The sequence below is a fragment of the Agriterribacter humi genome (assembly GCF_009192765.1).
GTDB classification, from domain to species: Bacteria; Bacteroidota; Bacteroidia; order Chitinophagales; family Chitinophagaceae; genus Agriterribacter; species Agriterribacter humi.
The window spans coordinates 210,917-228,217 of the sequence record NZ_VOHQ01000002.1; the positions used below are offsets into that span (position 1 = coordinate 210,917).

General features: G+C 42.4%; 14 protein-coding genes. 10 read left to right on the forward strand and 4 right to left on the reverse strand.

The window, feature by feature from the left end; genetic code table 11:
* The first annotated feature begins 25 nt into the window (after positions 1 to 25).
* From FRX45_RS04035 to FRX45_RS04075, 9 genes are all read left to right on the forward strand, one after another.
* Complete coding sequence (locus tag FRX45_RS04035; protein WP_152267124.1) at positions 26 to 1,423, forward strand: FAD-binding oxidoreductase; 1,398 nt, start codon at positions 26 to 28, stop codon at positions 1,421 to 1,423.
* Between the two features lie 312 nt (positions 1,424 to 1,735).
* Positions 1,736 to 2,509, forward strand: coding sequence for an oxygenase MpaB family protein (locus tag FRX45_RS04040; protein ID WP_152267125.1), 774 nt, complete (start codon positions 1,736 to 1,738; stop codon positions 2,507 to 2,509).
* A gap of 168 nt (positions 2,510 to 2,677) precedes the next feature.
* The gene (locus tag FRX45_RS04045) at positions 2,678 to 3,541 is read left to right on the forward strand and encodes a CvfB family protein (protein ID WP_152267126.1); all 864 of its coding nucleotides are present in this window, start codon (positions 2,678 to 2,680) and stop codon (positions 3,539 to 3,541) included.
* Between the two features lie 16 nt (positions 3,542 to 3,557).
* Positions 3,558 to 4,946, forward strand: coding sequence for a Gfo/Idh/MocA family protein (locus FRX45_RS04050; protein WP_152267127.1), 1,389 nt, complete (start codon positions 3,558 to 3,560; stop codon positions 4,944 to 4,946).
* 81 nt (positions 4,947 to 5,027) lie between these two features.
* A complete protein-coding gene (locus FRX45_RS04055; protein WP_226804940.1) occupies positions 5,028 to 5,894 on the forward strand; it encodes an amidohydrolase family protein in 867 nt (288 codons plus the stop codon).
* 427 nt (positions 5,895 to 6,321) lie between these two features.
* Positions 6,322 to 6,885: an RNA polymerase sigma factor gene (locus FRX45_RS04060; RefSeq protein ID WP_152267128.1), complete on the forward strand. Its 564-nt coding sequence runs from the start codon at positions 6,322 to 6,324 to the stop codon at positions 6,883 to 6,885.
* Positions 6,866 to 7,138 (forward strand): hypothetical protein, encoded by a 273-nt coding sequence (locus FRX45_RS04065; RefSeq protein WP_152267129.1) that lies wholly within the window; start codon positions 6,866 to 6,868, stop codon positions 7,136 to 7,138. The genes FRX45_RS04060 and FRX45_RS04065 overlap by 20 nt, the downstream gene beginning before the upstream one ends.
* Before the next feature lie 3 nt (positions 7,139 to 7,141).
* Positions 7,142 to 7,798 carry a ClpP family protease gene (locus FRX45_RS04070; protein WP_152267130.1) on the forward strand — a complete coding sequence of 219 codons (657 nt, stop codon included), beginning with the start codon at positions 7,142 to 7,144 and terminating at the stop codon, positions 7,796 to 7,798.
* A 212-nt stretch (positions 7,799 to 8,010) separates the two neighbouring features.
* On the forward strand, positions 8,011 to 8,460 hold the full coding sequence (locus FRX45_RS04075; protein WP_152267131.1) for a competence protein CoiA family protein: 450 nt from the start codon (positions 8,011 to 8,013) through the stop codon (positions 8,458 to 8,460).
* 453 nt (positions 8,461 to 8,913) lie between these two features.
* Here the strand turns inward: FRX45_RS04075 and FRX45_RS04080 are convergent, their stop codons facing one another.
* From FRX45_RS04080 to FRX45_RS04090, 3 genes are all read right to left on the reverse strand, one after another.
* A complete protein-coding gene (locus FRX45_RS04080) occupies positions 8,914 to 9,591 on the reverse strand; it encodes a hypothetical protein (RefSeq protein WP_152267132.1) in 678 nt (225 codons plus the stop codon).
* A gap of 384 nt (positions 9,592 to 9,975) precedes the next feature.
* Positions 9,976 to 12,267, reverse strand: coding sequence for a hypothetical protein (locus tag FRX45_RS04085; protein WP_152267133.1), 2,292 nt, complete (start codon positions 12,265 to 12,267; stop codon positions 9,976 to 9,978).
* Positions 12,268 to 12,625: 358 nt separating this feature from the next.
* Positions 12,626 to 14,641 carry a putative Ig domain-containing protein gene (locus FRX45_RS04090; protein ID WP_152267134.1) on the reverse strand — a complete coding sequence of 672 codons (2,016 nt, stop codon included), beginning with the start codon at positions 14,639 to 14,641 and terminating at the stop codon, positions 12,626 to 12,628.
* Between the two features lie 159 nt (positions 14,642 to 14,800).
* Here FRX45_RS04090 and FRX45_RS04095 point away from each other — a divergent pair, with 159 nt between their 5' ends.
* Positions 14,801 to 15,646 carry a polysaccharide deacetylase family protein gene (locus FRX45_RS04095; RefSeq protein ID WP_152267135.1) on the forward strand — a complete coding sequence of 282 codons (846 nt, stop codon included), beginning with the start codon at positions 14,801 to 14,803 and terminating at the stop codon, positions 15,644 to 15,646.
* A gap of 143 nt (positions 15,647 to 15,789) precedes the next feature.
* Here the strand turns inward: FRX45_RS04095 and FRX45_RS04100 are convergent, their stop codons facing one another.
* Complete coding sequence (locus FRX45_RS04100; protein ID WP_152267136.1) at positions 15,790 to 17,295, reverse strand: RagB/SusD family nutrient uptake outer membrane protein; 1,506 nt, start codon at positions 17,293 to 17,295, stop codon at positions 15,790 to 15,792.
* Positions 17,296 to 17,301: the final 6 nt, after the last annotated feature.

Consider the following 17,301-nt stretch of genomic DNA (forward strand, 5'->3'; position numbering starts at 1 on the left):
TCTTATAGAACTTAAAAAACCATTTATGCAAAACTTAGTAAAAAACGTAAAAGCCTCTGTTATTGACGAATTTGTTTCTCAAATCAGAGGGGAAATCCTACTTCCCAAAGACCCTGGTTATGATGAGGCGCGTAAAGTGTATAATGGAATGATAGATAAGCATCCCGGTATTATTGTAAAATGCGTGGATGTTGCTGATGTTATACATGCCGTAAATTTTGGCAGGGAAAACGATCTGCTGGTTGCTGTTCGTGGTGGCGGACATAATGGTGGCGGTTTAGGTGTATGTGATGATGGTTTGGTTATTGATTTGTCCGGGATCAAATTTGTGCGGGTTGATCCTGCCGAAAAGACAGTTCGTGTAGGAGGGGGAAATGTCTGGGGAGAAGTGGATCATGCCACCCATGCATTCGGACTTGCTGTTCCGGCGGGAATAATCTCTACAACTGGCGTGGGTGGTTTGACACTTGGCGGAGGTGTTGGTTATTTATCAAGAAAATACGGACTTACTATTGATAATTTATTGGAAGCCGACATGGTTTTGGCCGATGGGTCATTTGTTACCGTAAACGCCAGTCAAAACGGGGATTTGTTTTGGGCTATTCGGGGTGGTGGCGGAAACTTTGGGATCGTTACTTCCTTTAAATTCCAGGCGCATCCTGTCAACAATATTTATGGAGGCCCCACTTTATGGCCCATTGAAAAGACCAGAGAAATAATGGAATGGTATCACAAATTTATTAATAATGCCCCTGACGATTTAAATGGCTTTATCGCTACTCTGATTATACCCGGGCCACCTTTTCCCGAAGCGCTTCACCACAAACAGTTTTGTGGAATTGTATGGTGTTATGTGGGCGATTTAGATAAAGCAGAAGAAATGTTCAAGCCAATACTTGCCATGAATCCATTGTTTGCACATGTAGGCGTTATGCCTTATCCATCTGTACAAACATTATTTGACGGCATGTTCCCTCCGGGCTTGCAATGGTATTGGAAAGCCGACTTTTTTAATGAATTGGGATCGGAAATCAGGGCTATGCATTTAGAATTTGGATCGAAGATACCAACGCCCCTTTCTCAAATGCATTTGTACCCGATAAGTGGCGCTGCCGGCAGGGTGGCAAAAGATGAAACGCCCTGGGCTTATAGAGATGCTAAATATGCCGGAGTAATTGTTGGGGTTGATCACGATCCTGAAAATGCAAATAAAATTTCAACATGGTGTAAAGCGTATTGGGAGGCATTACATCCTTATTCGTCAGGTGGTGCCTATTTAAACTTTATAATGAACGAAGGCCAGGATCGTATAAAAGCAAGCTACCAACACCATTACGTTCGTTTAACAAAAATTAAAAAGAAATACGATCCGAATAATTTCTTCAGGGTTAACCAGAATATTTTGCCAGATGCAAGTAGTTAAGATTTTTAGATTCGCCAGCCCTTTTTATATTTTCAAATTAAAACAACATGAATGAAAAGATCAAAATTCTATTTTTAGACAGTTTCTAGCAGACACAACCTCTTTTAGAAATACTTCTTTACCTGAATCTGCACCTCCTCTCAGCATTGTTTTCTACAGCCCGAATTATTTCTTCTCCTTTACGAACATTAATGATAGTGGCGGGAAGCCGGAACCTGTTATTGTTCATGCTATAAAACAAAGCATTTTTTTAAAAGACAGAGAAATGTTGGAATATTTACATTACTTTGTATTTCAAAGTGCTTTTAGTTTATGGAATATTTTACGGAACAACAGTCTGTTGTAAGAAAAATATGGGGCAGGGCGGATACCGTGCTGTTTATTTTTGCCGGGGCCGCTGCTGAGTTTGCATTGAATAAGGCGGTTGATTGGTTGTATTTTACGGGAAAACTTCCTGCTGATCCCCTCGGGCGTTTATTTGGTACTGTAGGATATGCCAGGCAGATCATTTTTTCTGAAAAGGAGAAGGCGTATTCAGCAATTGATAAAATGTCGAAAATTCATTCGGCAGTGGAAGCATCACGCGGAATGGTTATACCCGATTATGCTTACCGCGATGTATTGTTTATGCTGATCCATTATTCTATAGCCGCATTTGAAATGCTGGAAAGAAAATTAACCCTGCCGGAAAAGGAAGAAATAGTGGAAGTTTTTTGTGTTGTGGGTCAACGGATGAAAATACCCGGCTTGCCCCATGGATATAATCAATGGAAAGCAATGCACGGCACGCACCTCGAAAATGATTTGCGCAAAAGCCAGTATACCACCGATTTGTATAAGCAGTACAGGCGCAGTCTTGGAAATATCCGTTACATGGTTTTGCTGGAAGTGCAAAAGCGTCTTGTGCCCCCGCGGGTGAAAGCATTATTGCAGTTGAACGGGGTGTCTTTATTATCGCCTGCCCTTTTCCTGTATAAAATATGCCGAACCTTAAAAGTGGAATGGTTGTTAAAATCACTTTTATTACCCCCGGCATATATAAAACAAATTAAGGCGCTCGACTACAAAGGTCATGATGCTGTGTGATTTTTAAATGGCTTATGTATTTTTTGCCGCAGATGCGCAGATTTTATTTGGAAATCTGCTGTATTTTTTATTACGGTATCCGTAACAGTAATCTTTTTTAAACTGTTTCTGAGTAGAAACCAAAACTTCTGCCTTGGAAACATAGTGAATGCCATATCTTTATTATTTATGATCAGACCAGGAGCATACAATTTACTGAAAGTGATTCGCGCCGTTGCTATTGGCGTGTACCTTGATGATGAAAAGGAAGGTATTTTGCTGCCCAAAAGATATGTGCCGGATGGAACAAAAGTGGGCGATATGCTGAATGTGTTTATCTATCACGATTCCGAAAGCCGCGTTATCGCCACCACACAGCAGCCTGCAGGAGTAGTAGGCGATATTGTAATGCTGCCGGTAGTTACCGTTACGCCGCAGGGTGCTTTTATGGACTGGGGATTGCAGAAAGATATTTTTGTTCCCAAATCAAAGCAGCGGTTGCGCATGCACGTGGGCGAAAAATACCTCGTAAAAATATATCTTGATGAACAAACAGGAAGGGTAGCGGCTACGGAAAAAATTGATGCATTCTTAGACAATGAAATGCTTACGGTAAAAGAAATGGAAATGGTTGACCTGGTGGTTTACCGCCGTACAGATATCGGCTATTTTGTAATCATCAACAATAAGCATACGGGTGTGCTCCATTACAATGAAGTGTTCAGAGACCTGGAGCCCGGAGATAAATTAAAAGGGTTCATTAAAAACATAAGTGAAGAAAATAAAATAGATGTTGTAGCCGGCAAACCGGGTTATGAAAAGGTAACGGATGAGGCCGGTAAGATCATACGTTTACTCGAAGAAAATAACGGTTACCTTCCGTATAATGATAAATCGAACCCCGATGATATTTACCGTTTCTTCGGCATGAGTAAAAAAACCTTTAAAATGACGACCGGTAGTTTATACAAACAGCAAAAGATCGTGTTTACCAAAACAGGTATTCAGCTAACGGATTTGAAATCCGCCACGGCGGACAGGTTTGAGATTTGACTTCAAAATTCCTGCTATGTCATCCTCTTCACGAAGAAAGTTTATACAACAGCTTGGCGGCACAGGCTTGGCACTCACTGCCGGACCACTTCATGCATTTGCCGGCGACCCTGCTTTTCGCGAGTATGTATTGCGCGAAGAAAAGAAAATCAGCGCCAATGATCGTTTGCGCATAGCCAGCATTGGCATGGGCATAATGGGGCATAACGATACGGATACTGCGTTAAAAATTGAGGGTATAGAACTGGTCGCTGCCTGCGATTTGTATACGGGCCGTTTAACCAGGGTGAAAGAAAAATACGGTAACCATATTTTTATAACTAAGGATTACCGTGAGTTGCTTGAAAGAAAAGATATTGACGCCGTTATTATAAGCACGGGCGATCACTGGCACTCCCGGATTGCCATTGATGCCATGAAAAAAGGCAAACATGTATATTGCGAGAAACCAATGGTGCACAAAATCAGTGAAGGCGCATCGGTTATAGCCACGCAACAGCAAACAAAAAAAGTGATGCAGGTGGGAAGCCAGCGCATAAGCGGGCTGCTTTATCAAAAAGCCAAGACATTGTACGAAGCAGGTGAAATAGGAAAACTGAATTGCATAGAAGCTTCTTACGACCGGCACAGTGCAATAGGCGCATGGCAATATACCATGCCAACAGATGGTTCACCTGAAACAGTAGACTGGGACCGTTATGTTGCCGGAATGCCCAAACAACCGTATGATGCAAAGCAATTCTTCTGGTGGAGAAATTACAAAGCATTCGGTACCGGCGTTGCCGGCGATCTGTTTGTGCACCTGTTAACGGGTATACATATGATAACAGGATCAAAAGGCCCGGAAAGAATTTTTGCTTCGGGGGAAACGAGCTACTGGAAAGATGGAAGAGATGTGCCGGATGTAATGACTGCTATTATGGATTATTCCGAAACGAAAGAACACCCTGCATTTCAGCTCACATTGCGGGTTAATTTTTCAAGCGGGATGGGTGATCGTTCCCTGATAAGATTGATTGGCGATGAAGGTGCCATGGAATTGGGTGATGGATTGACCATAACGCATGACCTGCTGCCCAAAGCACCGGGCATTGGAGGATGGGATGCGCTGACAACCTATCCCAAACAAATGCAGGAGGCATTGCTGCAGGCCTACAATGAGAAGTATTCAAAACAAGACAAAGAACAACCGGAAAAACCCAATATAAAGTATAAAGAACCAGGGGGGCATGATGCGCATGTGGCTCATTTTACCAATTTCTTTGAAGCCATACGCACAAACGGAACCGTAGTGGAAGACCCCGTATTTGGATTCCGGGCCGCGGCGCCTTGTCTGGCCTGTAACGATAGTTATTTTGGAAAAAAAGTAGTGGAATGGGATCCTGAAAAGATGAAATTGAAATAGGAATAAATGAATAGGTTTGATAACCCTTTCATCTGTACCGACAATTTAAGTTTCTATGGTCAATACCTTTAAAAAAATCAAGTGAAAATTCTGTTTTTTTTATTTACAGCCATCTGTCTGTCCCTTTCTTTTAACCAAAAAAGTGGCCGGAAGGTATTTGATGTGCATATTCACGGAAGTAAGGATATACCGAACCAGCTAATGGAATTAGAGCAGGCGGGTGTGTATAAAGCCGCTATAAGCAGTTCCTGGAATTTGCAAAATAGCTACAGAGGTAAATCGGATATACATCTGCTGTATGGACTTATGTTTCCCTGCCCTAATGGGAAAGTGCCATACAGTCATCAACTATGTTATGAAAACGGGCAGGAATGGCCGTCTCCCATTTGGGTTGAGCAGCAAATAAAAGAAGGCAGGATTGATTTTTTAGGTGAGCTCTTAAATGAGTATTATGGTATTTCTCCATCCGACACTTTGCTTTTTCCATATTACGCGCTGGCAGAAAAATATAAGCTTCCGGTAGGCGTTCATACAGGGGGTGCGGGGCCAAATCATGGCAGTCCAAACTTTAAAATTGAAATGGGGAATCCGCTCCTGTTAGAAAAAATACTCGTTCGGTTTCCACAACTAAAAGTATGGATAATGCACAGTGGGGATCAGTATTATAAAGAGACTGTTGATATCATGCATAGATATGACCTCGTTTACGCCGATATTTCTGTTATTTCTAACCCTGATATTGTACCCGCCGCGCAATTCAAAATCATAATGAAAACATTTGTAGAAGCAGGTCTGGAAGATCGAATAATGTTTGGTTCGGACAACGGAAACATCGAAAAAGTGATCGCGTCTGTTGATGATCTTGATTTTTTGACCAAGGAACAAAAGGAAAAAATCTTCTGCAAAAATGCAGAGCATTTCTTTGTAACTGCAAAGAAGGCAAAATAGTTCAATCCCGCTGTTCCATAGCACTTCAGCCAATACCAGGTTTAAGTCGCAGGGGTCTTCATCGGGAATATTGTCAACAGCAATGGTTTCACTACCACAGGACTTTTTTAATTATAGTAATAAATGATTAGGTTTGATAACCCTTTCAATCTGGACCGGTATAAAGCCCGGCACTCAACCCTTTTTTATCCCAGTTCTATGATTTTTGGCTTAGTGCAATAATATAGGAGTATCCTTGTTGCCGGTTTGTAAACGCTTAGAGGCGATTAAAAATATTTAAAAATAAACCAAGTTGCGTAAAGCGAAGTGTTATTTGCAACCCCAACAAACACCTCATGGCAAACAAGGGTGTAGCCTGAAAAATAAATTTGGCATTTCATGGTGATATTTCTGAAATAAAAGCCACATACCTATAAATGCAAAGCTTATGACCATTGCAGAAATTTCATTCGATCTCAAAGACCCCCAGCAGCGTGAGAAAAACTTTGAACACTTATACGAGGAAATATTTCCTGTGGTCGCTGATATAGTCGGCAAACAAGGAGGTTCGTTTCATGATGCGAAAGACATTTTTCAGGATGCATTAATAATTTTTTATGAAAAAAATGTAAGTGGAGAGTTAAATGTAAGACTTTCAGATGAAGCCTATATCGTAGGGATTGCCAAACATTTGTGGAATAAAAAATTCAAATCCAAACATAGATTATTGTCACTTGACTCTTTGGAAAAAGAGATCACGCTTCCCCAGGATTACTTTGAAATAGAAACAACGAAAACAAACCGGCTACTTCGTTTACTGGAAGTTGCAGGAAAGAAATGCATAGAATTGCTTCGCTCTATTTATTACGACAAACTATCTATGGATGAAGTATCTCAGGTACATGGATTTTCAAACGCTCACTCTGCATCGGTACAGAAATACAAATGTATAGAGAAAATAAAAGTTATTGTAGAACAAAAATCATTAAACTATGAAGACTTCAGGGAATGATACGTATCATATCGAACGGTATCTGAATAATGAGCTTTCCGAAGAAGAAAAGATACTATTTGAAGCACAACTTATCCTCGATCCGCATTTTAAATTAAATGTAGGGTTACTAAAACAAATTCATTCTCTCATCAAACTTTACGGACGCAGGAAGATGAAGGCAGAGATTGGAAAAATACATCACAAACTCTTTCAGAACCCGGAGCATGTGATATTTCAGCAACGGATACACCAGCTTTTTAAAGACAATTAAATTATGATTAATTCCAGTATCATTCCCATGGTCATTGATGACAGTGGTGGACGGGGAGAGCGTGCTTATGATATTTATAGTCTGCTGTTAAAAGAACGAATTGTTTTCTTAGGTACTCAGATTGAAGCCCAGATGGCAAATGTCATTGTTGCTCAATTACTTTACCTGAATAGTGTGGATAAGAAACAGCCGATTCATCTTTACATTAACAGCCCTGGTGGTCATGTGTATGCAGGTCTTGCCATTCATGACACCATGCAAATGATTGAGGCACCTGTTTATACCTACGCGATCGGTTTTACTGCCAGCATGGGCACGGCTTTACTCTGCATGGGTGAAAAAGGACATCGTTATGCCTTACCACATGCTACGATTCACATGCACCCCACAGGCGGCGGAACACAGGGTTATACAGAAGATGTGCGTATTGCAACCCGTGAACAGGAACGACTGCAGGCCCAGCTATTTCATTTGATGGGCCGGCGCACCGGACATTCATGGAAAGAGCTTGAAGACTATTTCCTGCGTGATCGCTATCTTAATGCGGAAGAAGCAAAATCGTACGGATTAATAGATGAAATTTTAGGAGATTCAAGTGATGTGGTTCATCTTGATTATTCTGAATTAATTATAAATACTCGTGAACAATTGGAAGTTTGATACACTTTCATGGTCAAAGTAGTGAAACAGATTCCTAAGTATTTTGTATAAAAGGGCAGCAAATAGCAAAAGGTTTGGCAATAGGCTGGCTTAAGGAATAACAATCGGCTAACGTTCGGGCGTGACGTTCATTGAATGCCTGCCCATCACCAAGCCCTGTTCGTAAGCGGTAATTCTAAATCGGCATTGCTTTCATAAACCGACAGACTTGAATGACAAACATTCTTTACACAGTTGCAATAGACAATGACGGAAACCTTATTAAAGCAAATGATGCAGAAAAGGATAACGATTTTTTCTGTCCGGTTTGCAAGACGGACTTAATTCTTCGAAAAAGTGGTAAAACAGGTAAAGGAACAAAGCGACCTCATTTTTCTCATCGTAAATTGACACCAAATTGTATACCGGAGACGGCTTTACACTGCTCTTATAAAAACCTGCCTGCAAAGAAAATTGAACATTACCTAAATTCCAAGATGCCGCTTACAATTTCCTGGCATTGCAATTTTTGTGGCGAAAACCATTCGGGAAACCTGCTCAAAAAGATAAAGGCAGTTAATGTGGAACAAAATTTGATAGTTTGCCAACCAGACATTGCTTTAATTGACAACAGTGAGAAAGTATTTGCAGTTATTGAGATTGTCGTAACACACAAAACCTGAAGCATCTGTTATGAACTTTTATAGCGACAACGGTATAATAGTAATTCAAATTAATCTCACTTCTGACCAAGACATGGAATAAATTAGAGAGCAAAAATATTTATCCCTGTTCCGTAAGCATTTGTTACAATCCCAAGTGTAATTCTTGTGGACAATTCCAACAAAATAAAAAAATATAAGTCGCGCAGGGGTCTTCATCGGGAGCCATGTGGCAGCCATGAGACCCCCGCGCCGAACATGCGACGGGGTCTCACCCTACGCGCAATAATAGCCCGGCTGTGAAGACCCCATCGCGACAATTTAAGTTGAAATAGGTGTACGAAGTATTGGTTTGGTACGCTGTGTGAAGTCTCCGTACTTCGTACTGCTATGTTCTTACCGGACTCTGTCCGGAAAACACTGACAACAATTGTATAGTGTGATAGAACAACCGCGATGCAACGTATCTAAATGTCATCCCTCTATACCAAAAGCACGGTTAAGCGACCATATCACATCTTCCGGCCGCCTGGCGCTTGCAATAAATTTTCTTAATGGTTCTACTATTTTGGGATACTCATCTATAAAAGCAATGCCGGGTATTTCTGTAAGATCAAAATTACGCATGCGTTGTAAAAATCCCTCTTTGTTGCTTCCGGAAAAGCGGATATATTTTGCTGATGTAATGATGATCTCTGTAAGTTCATTCATGGTATGGGCATACAAATTCAATTGCAAAGCACAATCCTGTGTCAGTTCCTGCCTGTAAGGCGAGATCTTTTGCAGAACGGTGGCCTGCGGAAAGTATTCCGTGGTTACTGTTTCATCTTCATTTAAACTGTATTCGCAGCATATTTCTTCCGGCAGCAGGTTTAACAGCGCCAGCATTAAATTCCATAGGTTTGAGTTGTTGATGTTGATCTCTGCCTGGAAAGTATAAGAAAGCTGGCGTATAGTATTGGGTGTTATTTTGTACCCTTCTGTTATCTGCGCTTTTTTTCTTTTAAGCAACAGTTCTTCTATATCCGGCCGGTGAGGCATTTCTCCGGGAAGCGGAATGCGCACGGTAACAGGTAATTCTAACATGGGGTAAAGATAAGAAACGGTATAGCTGCCGTACAGGATTTTATTTTGCTGCAAAGTTATTTGCATTGAGCCGGGCTGCGTAAACAATAGGAGAAAGCAAAAGGGGTGCATTTCAAATCCGGAATTGCTACTCACCATTCAATCTTAATCTTCAGGCAAAGTAGCTATCCTACGAACTACTAAAAAATGAAAAAGCAGCAGTGAAGTGAAGCTGAAACTACAGTACCGCAAAAGCTCCATCAAGGCCCTTCCCGAAATCGTGCTGTATAATGATTTCGGGCGGCTTTTTTGGTTACTTTTTTTCCGCAAAAAAAGTGACAAAAAAAACCAAATAAAACCTGTCCGTAGCGGATACAGACGCTTTGTGCCACGCTAAGGCGGGCAGGTTGCCAAATTACTCTTCATGTCATTTTCAAAGCGCTTAATCCCGCTTGAATTATAAAATGTTATTTACATGGAGCCCAACTGTGAGCGTATAAATTCGCAGTTGATCACTTTCTCTATTAAATCCTGCGGTACATAATAATACTGGTTGGAAGCTTCAAACCCGATGCGGGAATCGGATTGCGTGATTTCAAAGAGTGCTTTGGCTAATATCATTTCATTGTTTAGAATGCTATTGATCGCTGTAATCTGAATTTGTTTTTCGGCAGGCGTTAAATGATGCTTTTGTATACTATCCCTGGCCATAACAAACCTCACCTGGTTGGCCACCGATGCAAAATGGAGCCAGGCAGCTTTGGCTATACCAAAGTCTTCTTTTGCAATGGTCTGCTTGCCGGGTGCTGCAAGCTGTATCACTTTTTCAAAGTGGCCGAGTCCTTCCTTCCATCCGGTGGCTACTTTATCAAACTGTTCTGCAAATACTGTTGCGGGATAAATGCTTCGCCAACCTTTAAGATCATCATACGGAAAGCCTACCATCGTTGATGCGTACCCGGTAGGTTCAGCAAACAATAAGTTAGCCGGGCCGTATTGCTGTGGCGCATTGTATACCACGCCGCCATTATAAGGAAATTCCCGGAAAGCTTTGCTGAATGCAGTCCAGGCTTGCCGGGCAAAAGGTGCGGCCGTTGTTCCGTAACGCTGCACGGCCAATGCATTAAGCACCGTTTCGGGCTTAGCAGCAGGATCTTCAGCAAAAGCCTGTGCTATTTCGAGGTTGGGTGAGGGATAGCCGCCCAGCGACCAGCTCAGCATAAGTCCGTCGGTATCCATTTTGGCAAGATTGGAAGCATGTTCGGCAATAAGATCAGAAACCGGCAACCAGGGCACGGCGGATAGTTCCCAGGTATTGTTGAACTGCACTTTAGCCACCGTCTTTAAACCGGCCTGCTTTGCCAGCGCCCAATGCCTTGCAGCACGGGGGCCGGGGCCTACTGTGGAGATAGAATATTCGCCCACCTGTGAAGCGATGCCTCCCCGTTCAATAGGTTTTGCCCATTCACTCACAGACATTAACCATACCGACTTTGGCAATTTTGCAATAACATCAGGCGCATCACCATGCCCGTGCCACCCCCAGTCCCATGCAATAACTTTGGCATTGGGATTGCCTGCATGCACCCCGTTGTCAATGGCTTCATTAACCCCGGCGATAATATCCGCATAGTCGCGCTGGCTGCAGCGAGGACAGCCTTTCTGGTTGCCATGTGAGGCACAATTGGTGAAATTTTCAGATGCAGTAATGGTAAATACACCGCCCAGCTCAGGCACCTGTGTAAAAACGTGGGCAAGCGAATGGCTGATCCAGTTGAGCACTTTTTCATCGCTGGTGCACATGGCGGCAAAAGCGCCTTCCTGCGTACCCATCATCTCCTGCCGGTTTTTGAAAAAGGATAAAGGCATAGCCCTGGGTTCATTCATATACAGGTAAACCGAAATACCGTATTGTTTTGCTCTTTGGGCAATACGCCGCAGGTTAGCAATACGTATACGGTGTCCTTCACCAAATTCAGGGAAATCATTTCCACCGGGAGCCAGTTGGTTGAGTACAACGTGCATCCATATTCCATTGACTCCTTTGGCGGCTAACCGCGAAAGCAATCCATCGGGATAGGGATCATGAAGTGTATCAATTAAAGGATCGCCGAAAATGCCAAAATAAGAATAGATAAACCGTAGCCCATTTTTATTTGAAATCTGGTTCATTTCGTTTTTTGGAAAACCATCCGTTGATTGCAGATCCTTTACAAAAGCAAACCGGGGCACGGTTGGCCGGGCGAGGGAAGCTTTAAAATGTTTTTGCACCAATTGTTTGATCTGCTTTGCCCGTGCCAGTGTTTTGTTATCGGGTTTTATATATATGATCTTTGAACATTTTGGTTTAAGGTTGCCTAATTTAACGAACAGGAAATCATCTTCCTTCAGCGCAAATTCCAGTTCATCGGCCGTCATATCCAGCAGGGTTAGCAACTGATCGTAGGGAAGCAGGTGCCAGTTCCTTCGTATCACGGTAATGTATATCCTCTTCTTAAAATCGGGCGAAACAGATGCTGCAGGTGGTAAGCCCATAGATCCGGCAATAGCAATAATGTCTTTTGTTTGGCATCCTATGGTTTGGGCAATACGCGCAGGTTCCACGAGGTTCCAGTTGCGCCATACCAGCGCATATACGCGGTTGGGGAAGTGTTTAAATTCAATAGCCGGCGGGTGAGTGCCAACAGGAAGCTGTTCCTGTGCAGGTAACCCGGTATATGTTATAATGGTTAAAAAGAATAGCGGAATGAAAACTTTGATCATGACCATTTGTATTTGAATAATATTGCCCACAAGCTTAGTGCCTTTTTTAAAAAGGTATTGACGATGGTAAAAATAAGAATTAAAGACAGACTGGCATGACGGCAGGGTGCATTTACCTTCGGTGAGAAAAGTTCAAATTGTCGTTTCCATTTTGCGACCGTGGCCAGTGGAACACCGGCCACGGCGGACTGCCCTGGCTGGTGGAGACACCAGCCAGCAACAATTATATATACCCCATGCAGAAAATGCCGCAGATGCGCAGATTAATCTGCGTATCTGCGGCTAAAAAAGACAGGGTATATTCCCAGCTCGGCTAATTTGAAATGCACCCGATGACAGTATCTGCGGTAAAATAAAATTATTTTATCAGCAATTCCAGTTCACGTTCAACGGTATTGCTGTTCTCATCCTTTGCTTCCACTGTAAAACAATAAGAGCCTTTAGTCGTTGCCAGTCCACTTATTATTCCGTTGGAGGATAATTGAATGCCGCTGGGTATTTTACCTTTTTTTAATTTCCAGGCAATTTCCCCTTTACCATACAGTGAGGTTAATTGTTCTTCATAATAGTTTTTTGCAAGCCCGGCACTAAGGATGGTTGTATTAATTTCCGGGTCGGTTTGCATGGGAATAAGCGGCGCTATCAATACAAAATAATTGGTATTTACGCCATTCCTTTTTTCATCAGCAGCAGGCAGTGTTATTTTGCCTTTTGGAAATGTTTTGTAATAAAGGTCATAATAAAAATACTGTGCTGCTATTTGGGATGAGGGCTGCTTCTTAAATTGTTTCAGCCATTGTGGTATGGTGGAGGTATAAAGGTTGTCCAGTTTTTCGTAAGCAACATAAACCATGGCATCTTCATCTGTAAAAAAGCTAAGATAATTTTCCGCGCTGCGGGCTGTATCCCTGTTGTTACCCGCTATATAGGTTAACCCTTCGTAAGCGCCTGTTTCACTAAAGTTGATTTCATCGTCGTACCGGTTGAAAAAAGGCAATCCTCCCTTCTTCATTTTTGAAACGGGGAAAACAACACCTGAATCGTTTACAGCACGGGTAACGATAACTTCGCCCGGTCGCTTATCCAGCACATTTAAGGTATATTTAAAAACAGATGAATCACCATCTTCATCCTTTGCACAAATCAAAAAATTGTATTCTTCTTTAATTACCGGAATACCTTTCATTAGTCCGGCAGGCGACAGCGATAAGCCATCGGGTAAAGTACTGCCATTCTTTAAAGCGTATTGTATTGCACCATTGCCATTTGCCGCAAGTTGTTTTGTATACAATGCACCCGGCCTGGCGTAAGGTAGTTGTGTGGTGATAATGGTTACGGGGATATTCGTTTTAATGATGGTTGTAGCTGTGCTTGTCTTTCCTTTGTTATCGTAAGCTGTCGCTTCTACCAGGTTATCTCCCTCATGCGGAATAAAGTTGAATGAAAATGGTAGCCCCTGTAATTTTTTAAAAGGCTGTTTGTTGATATGTATTTCTATTTTGCTGATGCTTCCATCGGGATCATTGGCACCCACATTCACTTTTATCGCAGTGCCTTTTTTTACGGTTGCCTTCCATTGGGGAGCGGTAAACCAAACATGAGGGTACAGGTTGCCATCGTTGATTTTAGCATAAGCCCAGTCGGTTAAATTTTGTGTACTCGCTGCTATCCATTGTACCCCATGCCCGATGCCTTTAAAATCACTAAAGCGGGGGTTAATACCCGTTACCCATGAAAATCCCGTGTCTTCAACAGCCCCGTTCAGCTTTCTCATTTCCGCAACTTGCTTAGGCATGTTTCGCGAATACCAGTCCGTTTCTCCGCGGTTGATCCAGATAGGCACATCTTTTACTTTTTCAAGATCGCCTTTCATTTCCATACCCATTATTATAGCTGCTGCAAAATAACGTGGGTACCGGCTAATGAATTTAAAAGTACCATCGCCACCCATAGAAAATCCGCAAACATATATGCGTTGCGGATCGGCCTGGTTTGTCTCTATAAGATCATCCATTACTTTTTTCAGATTGCCAAAGTGGCGTTCCCAGCCCCTTGAAGTTGCCGGCACAATAATATAAGTGGGAATTTTTTGTGTATTGGCGCCAAAGTTATGCCACATACGGGCAGGAGGGTCAACGGCATTGCGCAGGGAAGCATGCTCATCCACACCGCAACAACCATGCATGAACAGCGCCACGGGGTATTGCTTACCGGGTTGTATACCCGAAGGGGTGTACAGATAATATTCTGTAGAATCCTGCCTGTGCCAGCTCCATTGCGGGAAACCCTTGTAATCAATTTGGGCAAAAGATGCGGTGATGGATATAAGAACAATAGCAATGATAAGGATCAGAGGACGAAGGCCGTTGTGCATGTTAGGTGTGTTAACAAAATGAATGAATCCGAAGCGGTTTTTCGCTTTCTAAATTAATCTTACCTGGTACGGTGTGTGTACTGTACTATGCTGTTGTAACGTTTTTTGCGATACCCGGTTTAACTAATTTACGTAGCTTCCGGTAAACTTTATATGCGAATGAAATATTACCTGATTGTTGCCTTTTTTTTATGCAATACAATAATGCTTTATGCACAGCAAAATCCTGCACGTTTGATCGTACGTGGAGATGATATGGGGTTTTCGAACAGTGGTAACCTGGCTACTGTTAAAACCTATAAAGAAGGAATCGTGCGTTCTGTTGAAGTGCTGGTTCCTTCGCCGTGGTTTCCGGAGGCTGTTCAATTGCTGAAGGAAAATCCCGGCGTGGATGTGGGCATTCATCTTACATTAACCAGCGAGTGGGATAATGTTAAATGGAGACCGTTATCAGATTGTCCCGGTCTTAGGGATGCCGATGGATATTTTTATCCCATGATATGGCCCAATAAGAATTATCCCAACCGGGCCTTGCTGCAAAAGAAGTGGACGATTGAAGATGTGGAAAAAGAATTCAGGGCGCAGATAGAACTGGCTATAAAAAAAATACCACGCATCAGTCATGTTTCGGGGCATATGGGTTGTACGCATATGAATGAGGAGGTAACAAAACTCACTAAAAAGCTGGCGAAGGAATATAACATTGATATTGATCTTTCAGAAAAAAATGTGAAGCCTGTTGGCTATAAAGGCCCCAGCAAAACAGCAGCAGAAAAGAAGAAAGCCTTTACTGCCATGCTGCAAACACTGGAACCCGGCAATACTTATTTATTTGTAGACCATCCGGCTTTTGATACACCGGAAATGCGGGCGATACATCATATCGGTTATGAAGATGTAGCTGCAGACCGCCAGGGTGTGGTGGATATATGGACAGATGCTGCGATCATAGTATTGATTAAAAAATTAAACGTACAGCTTATCAGCTATAAAGATTTATTGTAGCAAACCCGTTAATGCATTTTCAGCATCGTTACGTTTCCGAAGCTTATCCAACGAATACAGTAAAGGATATTGAGACAAAAGACATGGAAAAATAAACCCCTGAAAAGTCCAGGGGTTTACACTACCAAAATCAAACTGCAAGTTTAATAGTCAGGATTCTGTGTCACATTTGGGTTTTTATCAATTTCATCTATAGGAATAGGCATTAGTAAATGTTTGGGCGCCTGGAAAGACATGGCCTGCGTGTTAGCAGGACTAAAAAAAGCATTGTTTAAAGTAATGTAGCCCGCCACATGCCATCTTTTTAAATCAATCCACCGCTGTCCTTCCCCTGCCAGCTCCAGTAATCTTTCATTCATGATCCAGTCCATGATCGTCGCTTTATCGGTTTCGGCTGTAGTATAATCTGCCGGAACTGTACCTCCGCTTACCATATCCCTGGCTCTTTTTCTTACCTCATTAATAAGCCCTATAGCATCGGCGGTTGATCCTCCCGATTGCAATACCGCCTCTGCTTTCAGCAGCAATACATCTGCATAACGCAAAATACGCGGATTGTTAACGCTGCCTGCGCCATTGGGCGCAAACTGGTTATGTGTTACGTATTTGCGAATGGCTTTGGAAGCTACATCTAATGTACGGTCGCGCCGGGGATCATCCGCTTCAAAAGCGTCGGCTAATTTTTGCGTGCCAATATGAGGAGAGGCGCCGAACAACGACCAGTGATTGTCGTAATATCCCCAAAACGAAGATATGGTTCCAATGGCTGCATCAAATTCGTTGGGGAGCCAGATATTATCACCAGGACTTTGCGAAGCCTGGAACTCAAATAAAGACTCTGCATTGTTTTCTGTAAAGGCCGAATTGTTATCGTCGAATTCAGGAACAAGCGCCAGTCCGCTCAGTGCATTAAATGCGGATAGGGCAGCAGTATAATCTGCCGGCGTATTGGTGTGTGAGCCTCTCACTACCAATGATTTTCCCAGCATGCCGTTGGCTGAGTTTTTTGTAGCCCTGCCCAAATCGGAAGCCGGCCATGCATCGGGCAATAAAGACGCTGCTTCTGTAAAATCAGCTATAGCCTGGTCAAGCATTTGTGTACCCTGCGATTCAGGATTGGTCCAGTCTTCCGACGAGGTGAGCCTTTTTAATATGATAGGTGGTTTTCCAAAATAGTTCCATAAATTATAAAACATTAATCCTCTTAAAAACAAGGCTTCGCCTTTGTGGTAATTTTTAAGATTAGGAGTACTATATACACCATTTTCCGCTTCAATTTTATCGAGCACAATATTGGAGCGGGTTATTAATTCGTATGAACTTTTATAGTAATTGCCGAGCTTTCCATTACTTGCCTGTAAACCTGCGAAATGTTCAAATGGATCATCTGCGGTGGTTGTAATATCATCTCCCGGTAAAAATGTTATTTGCATCAGGGTGCTGCGGCCATCCCGTGCGTTGTAATTATAAAAATCGGTAAGCTTGGCATAAATCCCTACAATGGCTTTTGTAAATTCCGTTTCCTTCTTAAAGTAAGATGCTTCTGTTTCATTAGAGGGTTGCAGGTCAATTAAATCCCTGTTACAGGATATGCTGAACAGTAAAAGCAGCATGGTTATCAGCCCGCTTATTTTTATTATTTTATACATATAGCA

Coding starts and splice junctions, on each gene's coding strand:
- FRX45_RS04035 (WP_152267124.1), top strand. CDS start 26: ATGCAAAACTTAGTAAAAAACGTAAAAGCCTCTGTTATTGACGAATTT.
- FRX45_RS04040 (WP_152267125.1), top strand. CDS start 1,736: ATGGAATATTTTACGGAACAACAGTCTGTTGTAAGAAAAATATGGGGC.
- FRX45_RS04045 (WP_152267126.1), top strand. CDS start 2,678: ATGATCAGACCAGGAGCATACAATTTACTGAAAGTGATTCGCGCCGTT.
- FRX45_RS04050 (WP_152267127.1), top strand. CDS start 3,558: ATGTCATCCTCTTCACGAAGAAAGTTTATACAACAGCTTGGCGGCACA.
- FRX45_RS04060 (WP_152267128.1), top strand. CDS start 6,322: ATGACCATTGCAGAAATTTCATTCGATCTCAAAGACCCCCAGCAGCGT.
- FRX45_RS04065 (WP_152267129.1), top strand. CDS start 6,866: ATGAAGACTTCAGGGAATGATACGTATCATATCGAACGGTATCTGAAT.
- FRX45_RS04070 (WP_152267130.1), top strand. CDS start 7,142: ATGATTAATTCCAGTATCATTCCCATGGTCATTGATGACAGTGGTGGA.
- FRX45_RS04075 (WP_152267131.1), top strand. CDS start 8,011: ATGACAAACATTCTTTACACAGTTGCAATAGACAATGACGGAAACCTT.
- FRX45_RS04080 (WP_152267132.1), bottom strand. CDS start 9,591: ATGCAAATAACTTTGCAGCAAAATAAAATCCTGTACGGCAGCTATACC.
- FRX45_RS04085 (WP_152267133.1), bottom strand. CDS start 12,267: ATGATCAAAGTTTTCATTCCGCTATTCTTTTTAACCATTATAACATAT.
- FRX45_RS04090 (WP_152267134.1), bottom strand. CDS start 14,641: ATGCACAACGGCCTTCGTCCTCTGATCCTTATCATTGCTATTGTTCTT.
- FRX45_RS04095 (WP_152267135.1), top strand. CDS start 14,801: ATGAAATATTACCTGATTGTTGCCTTTTTTTTATGCAATACAATAATG.
- FRX45_RS04100 (WP_152267136.1), bottom strand. CDS start 17,295: ATGTATAAAATAATAAAAATAAGCGGGCTGATAACCATGCTGCTTTTA.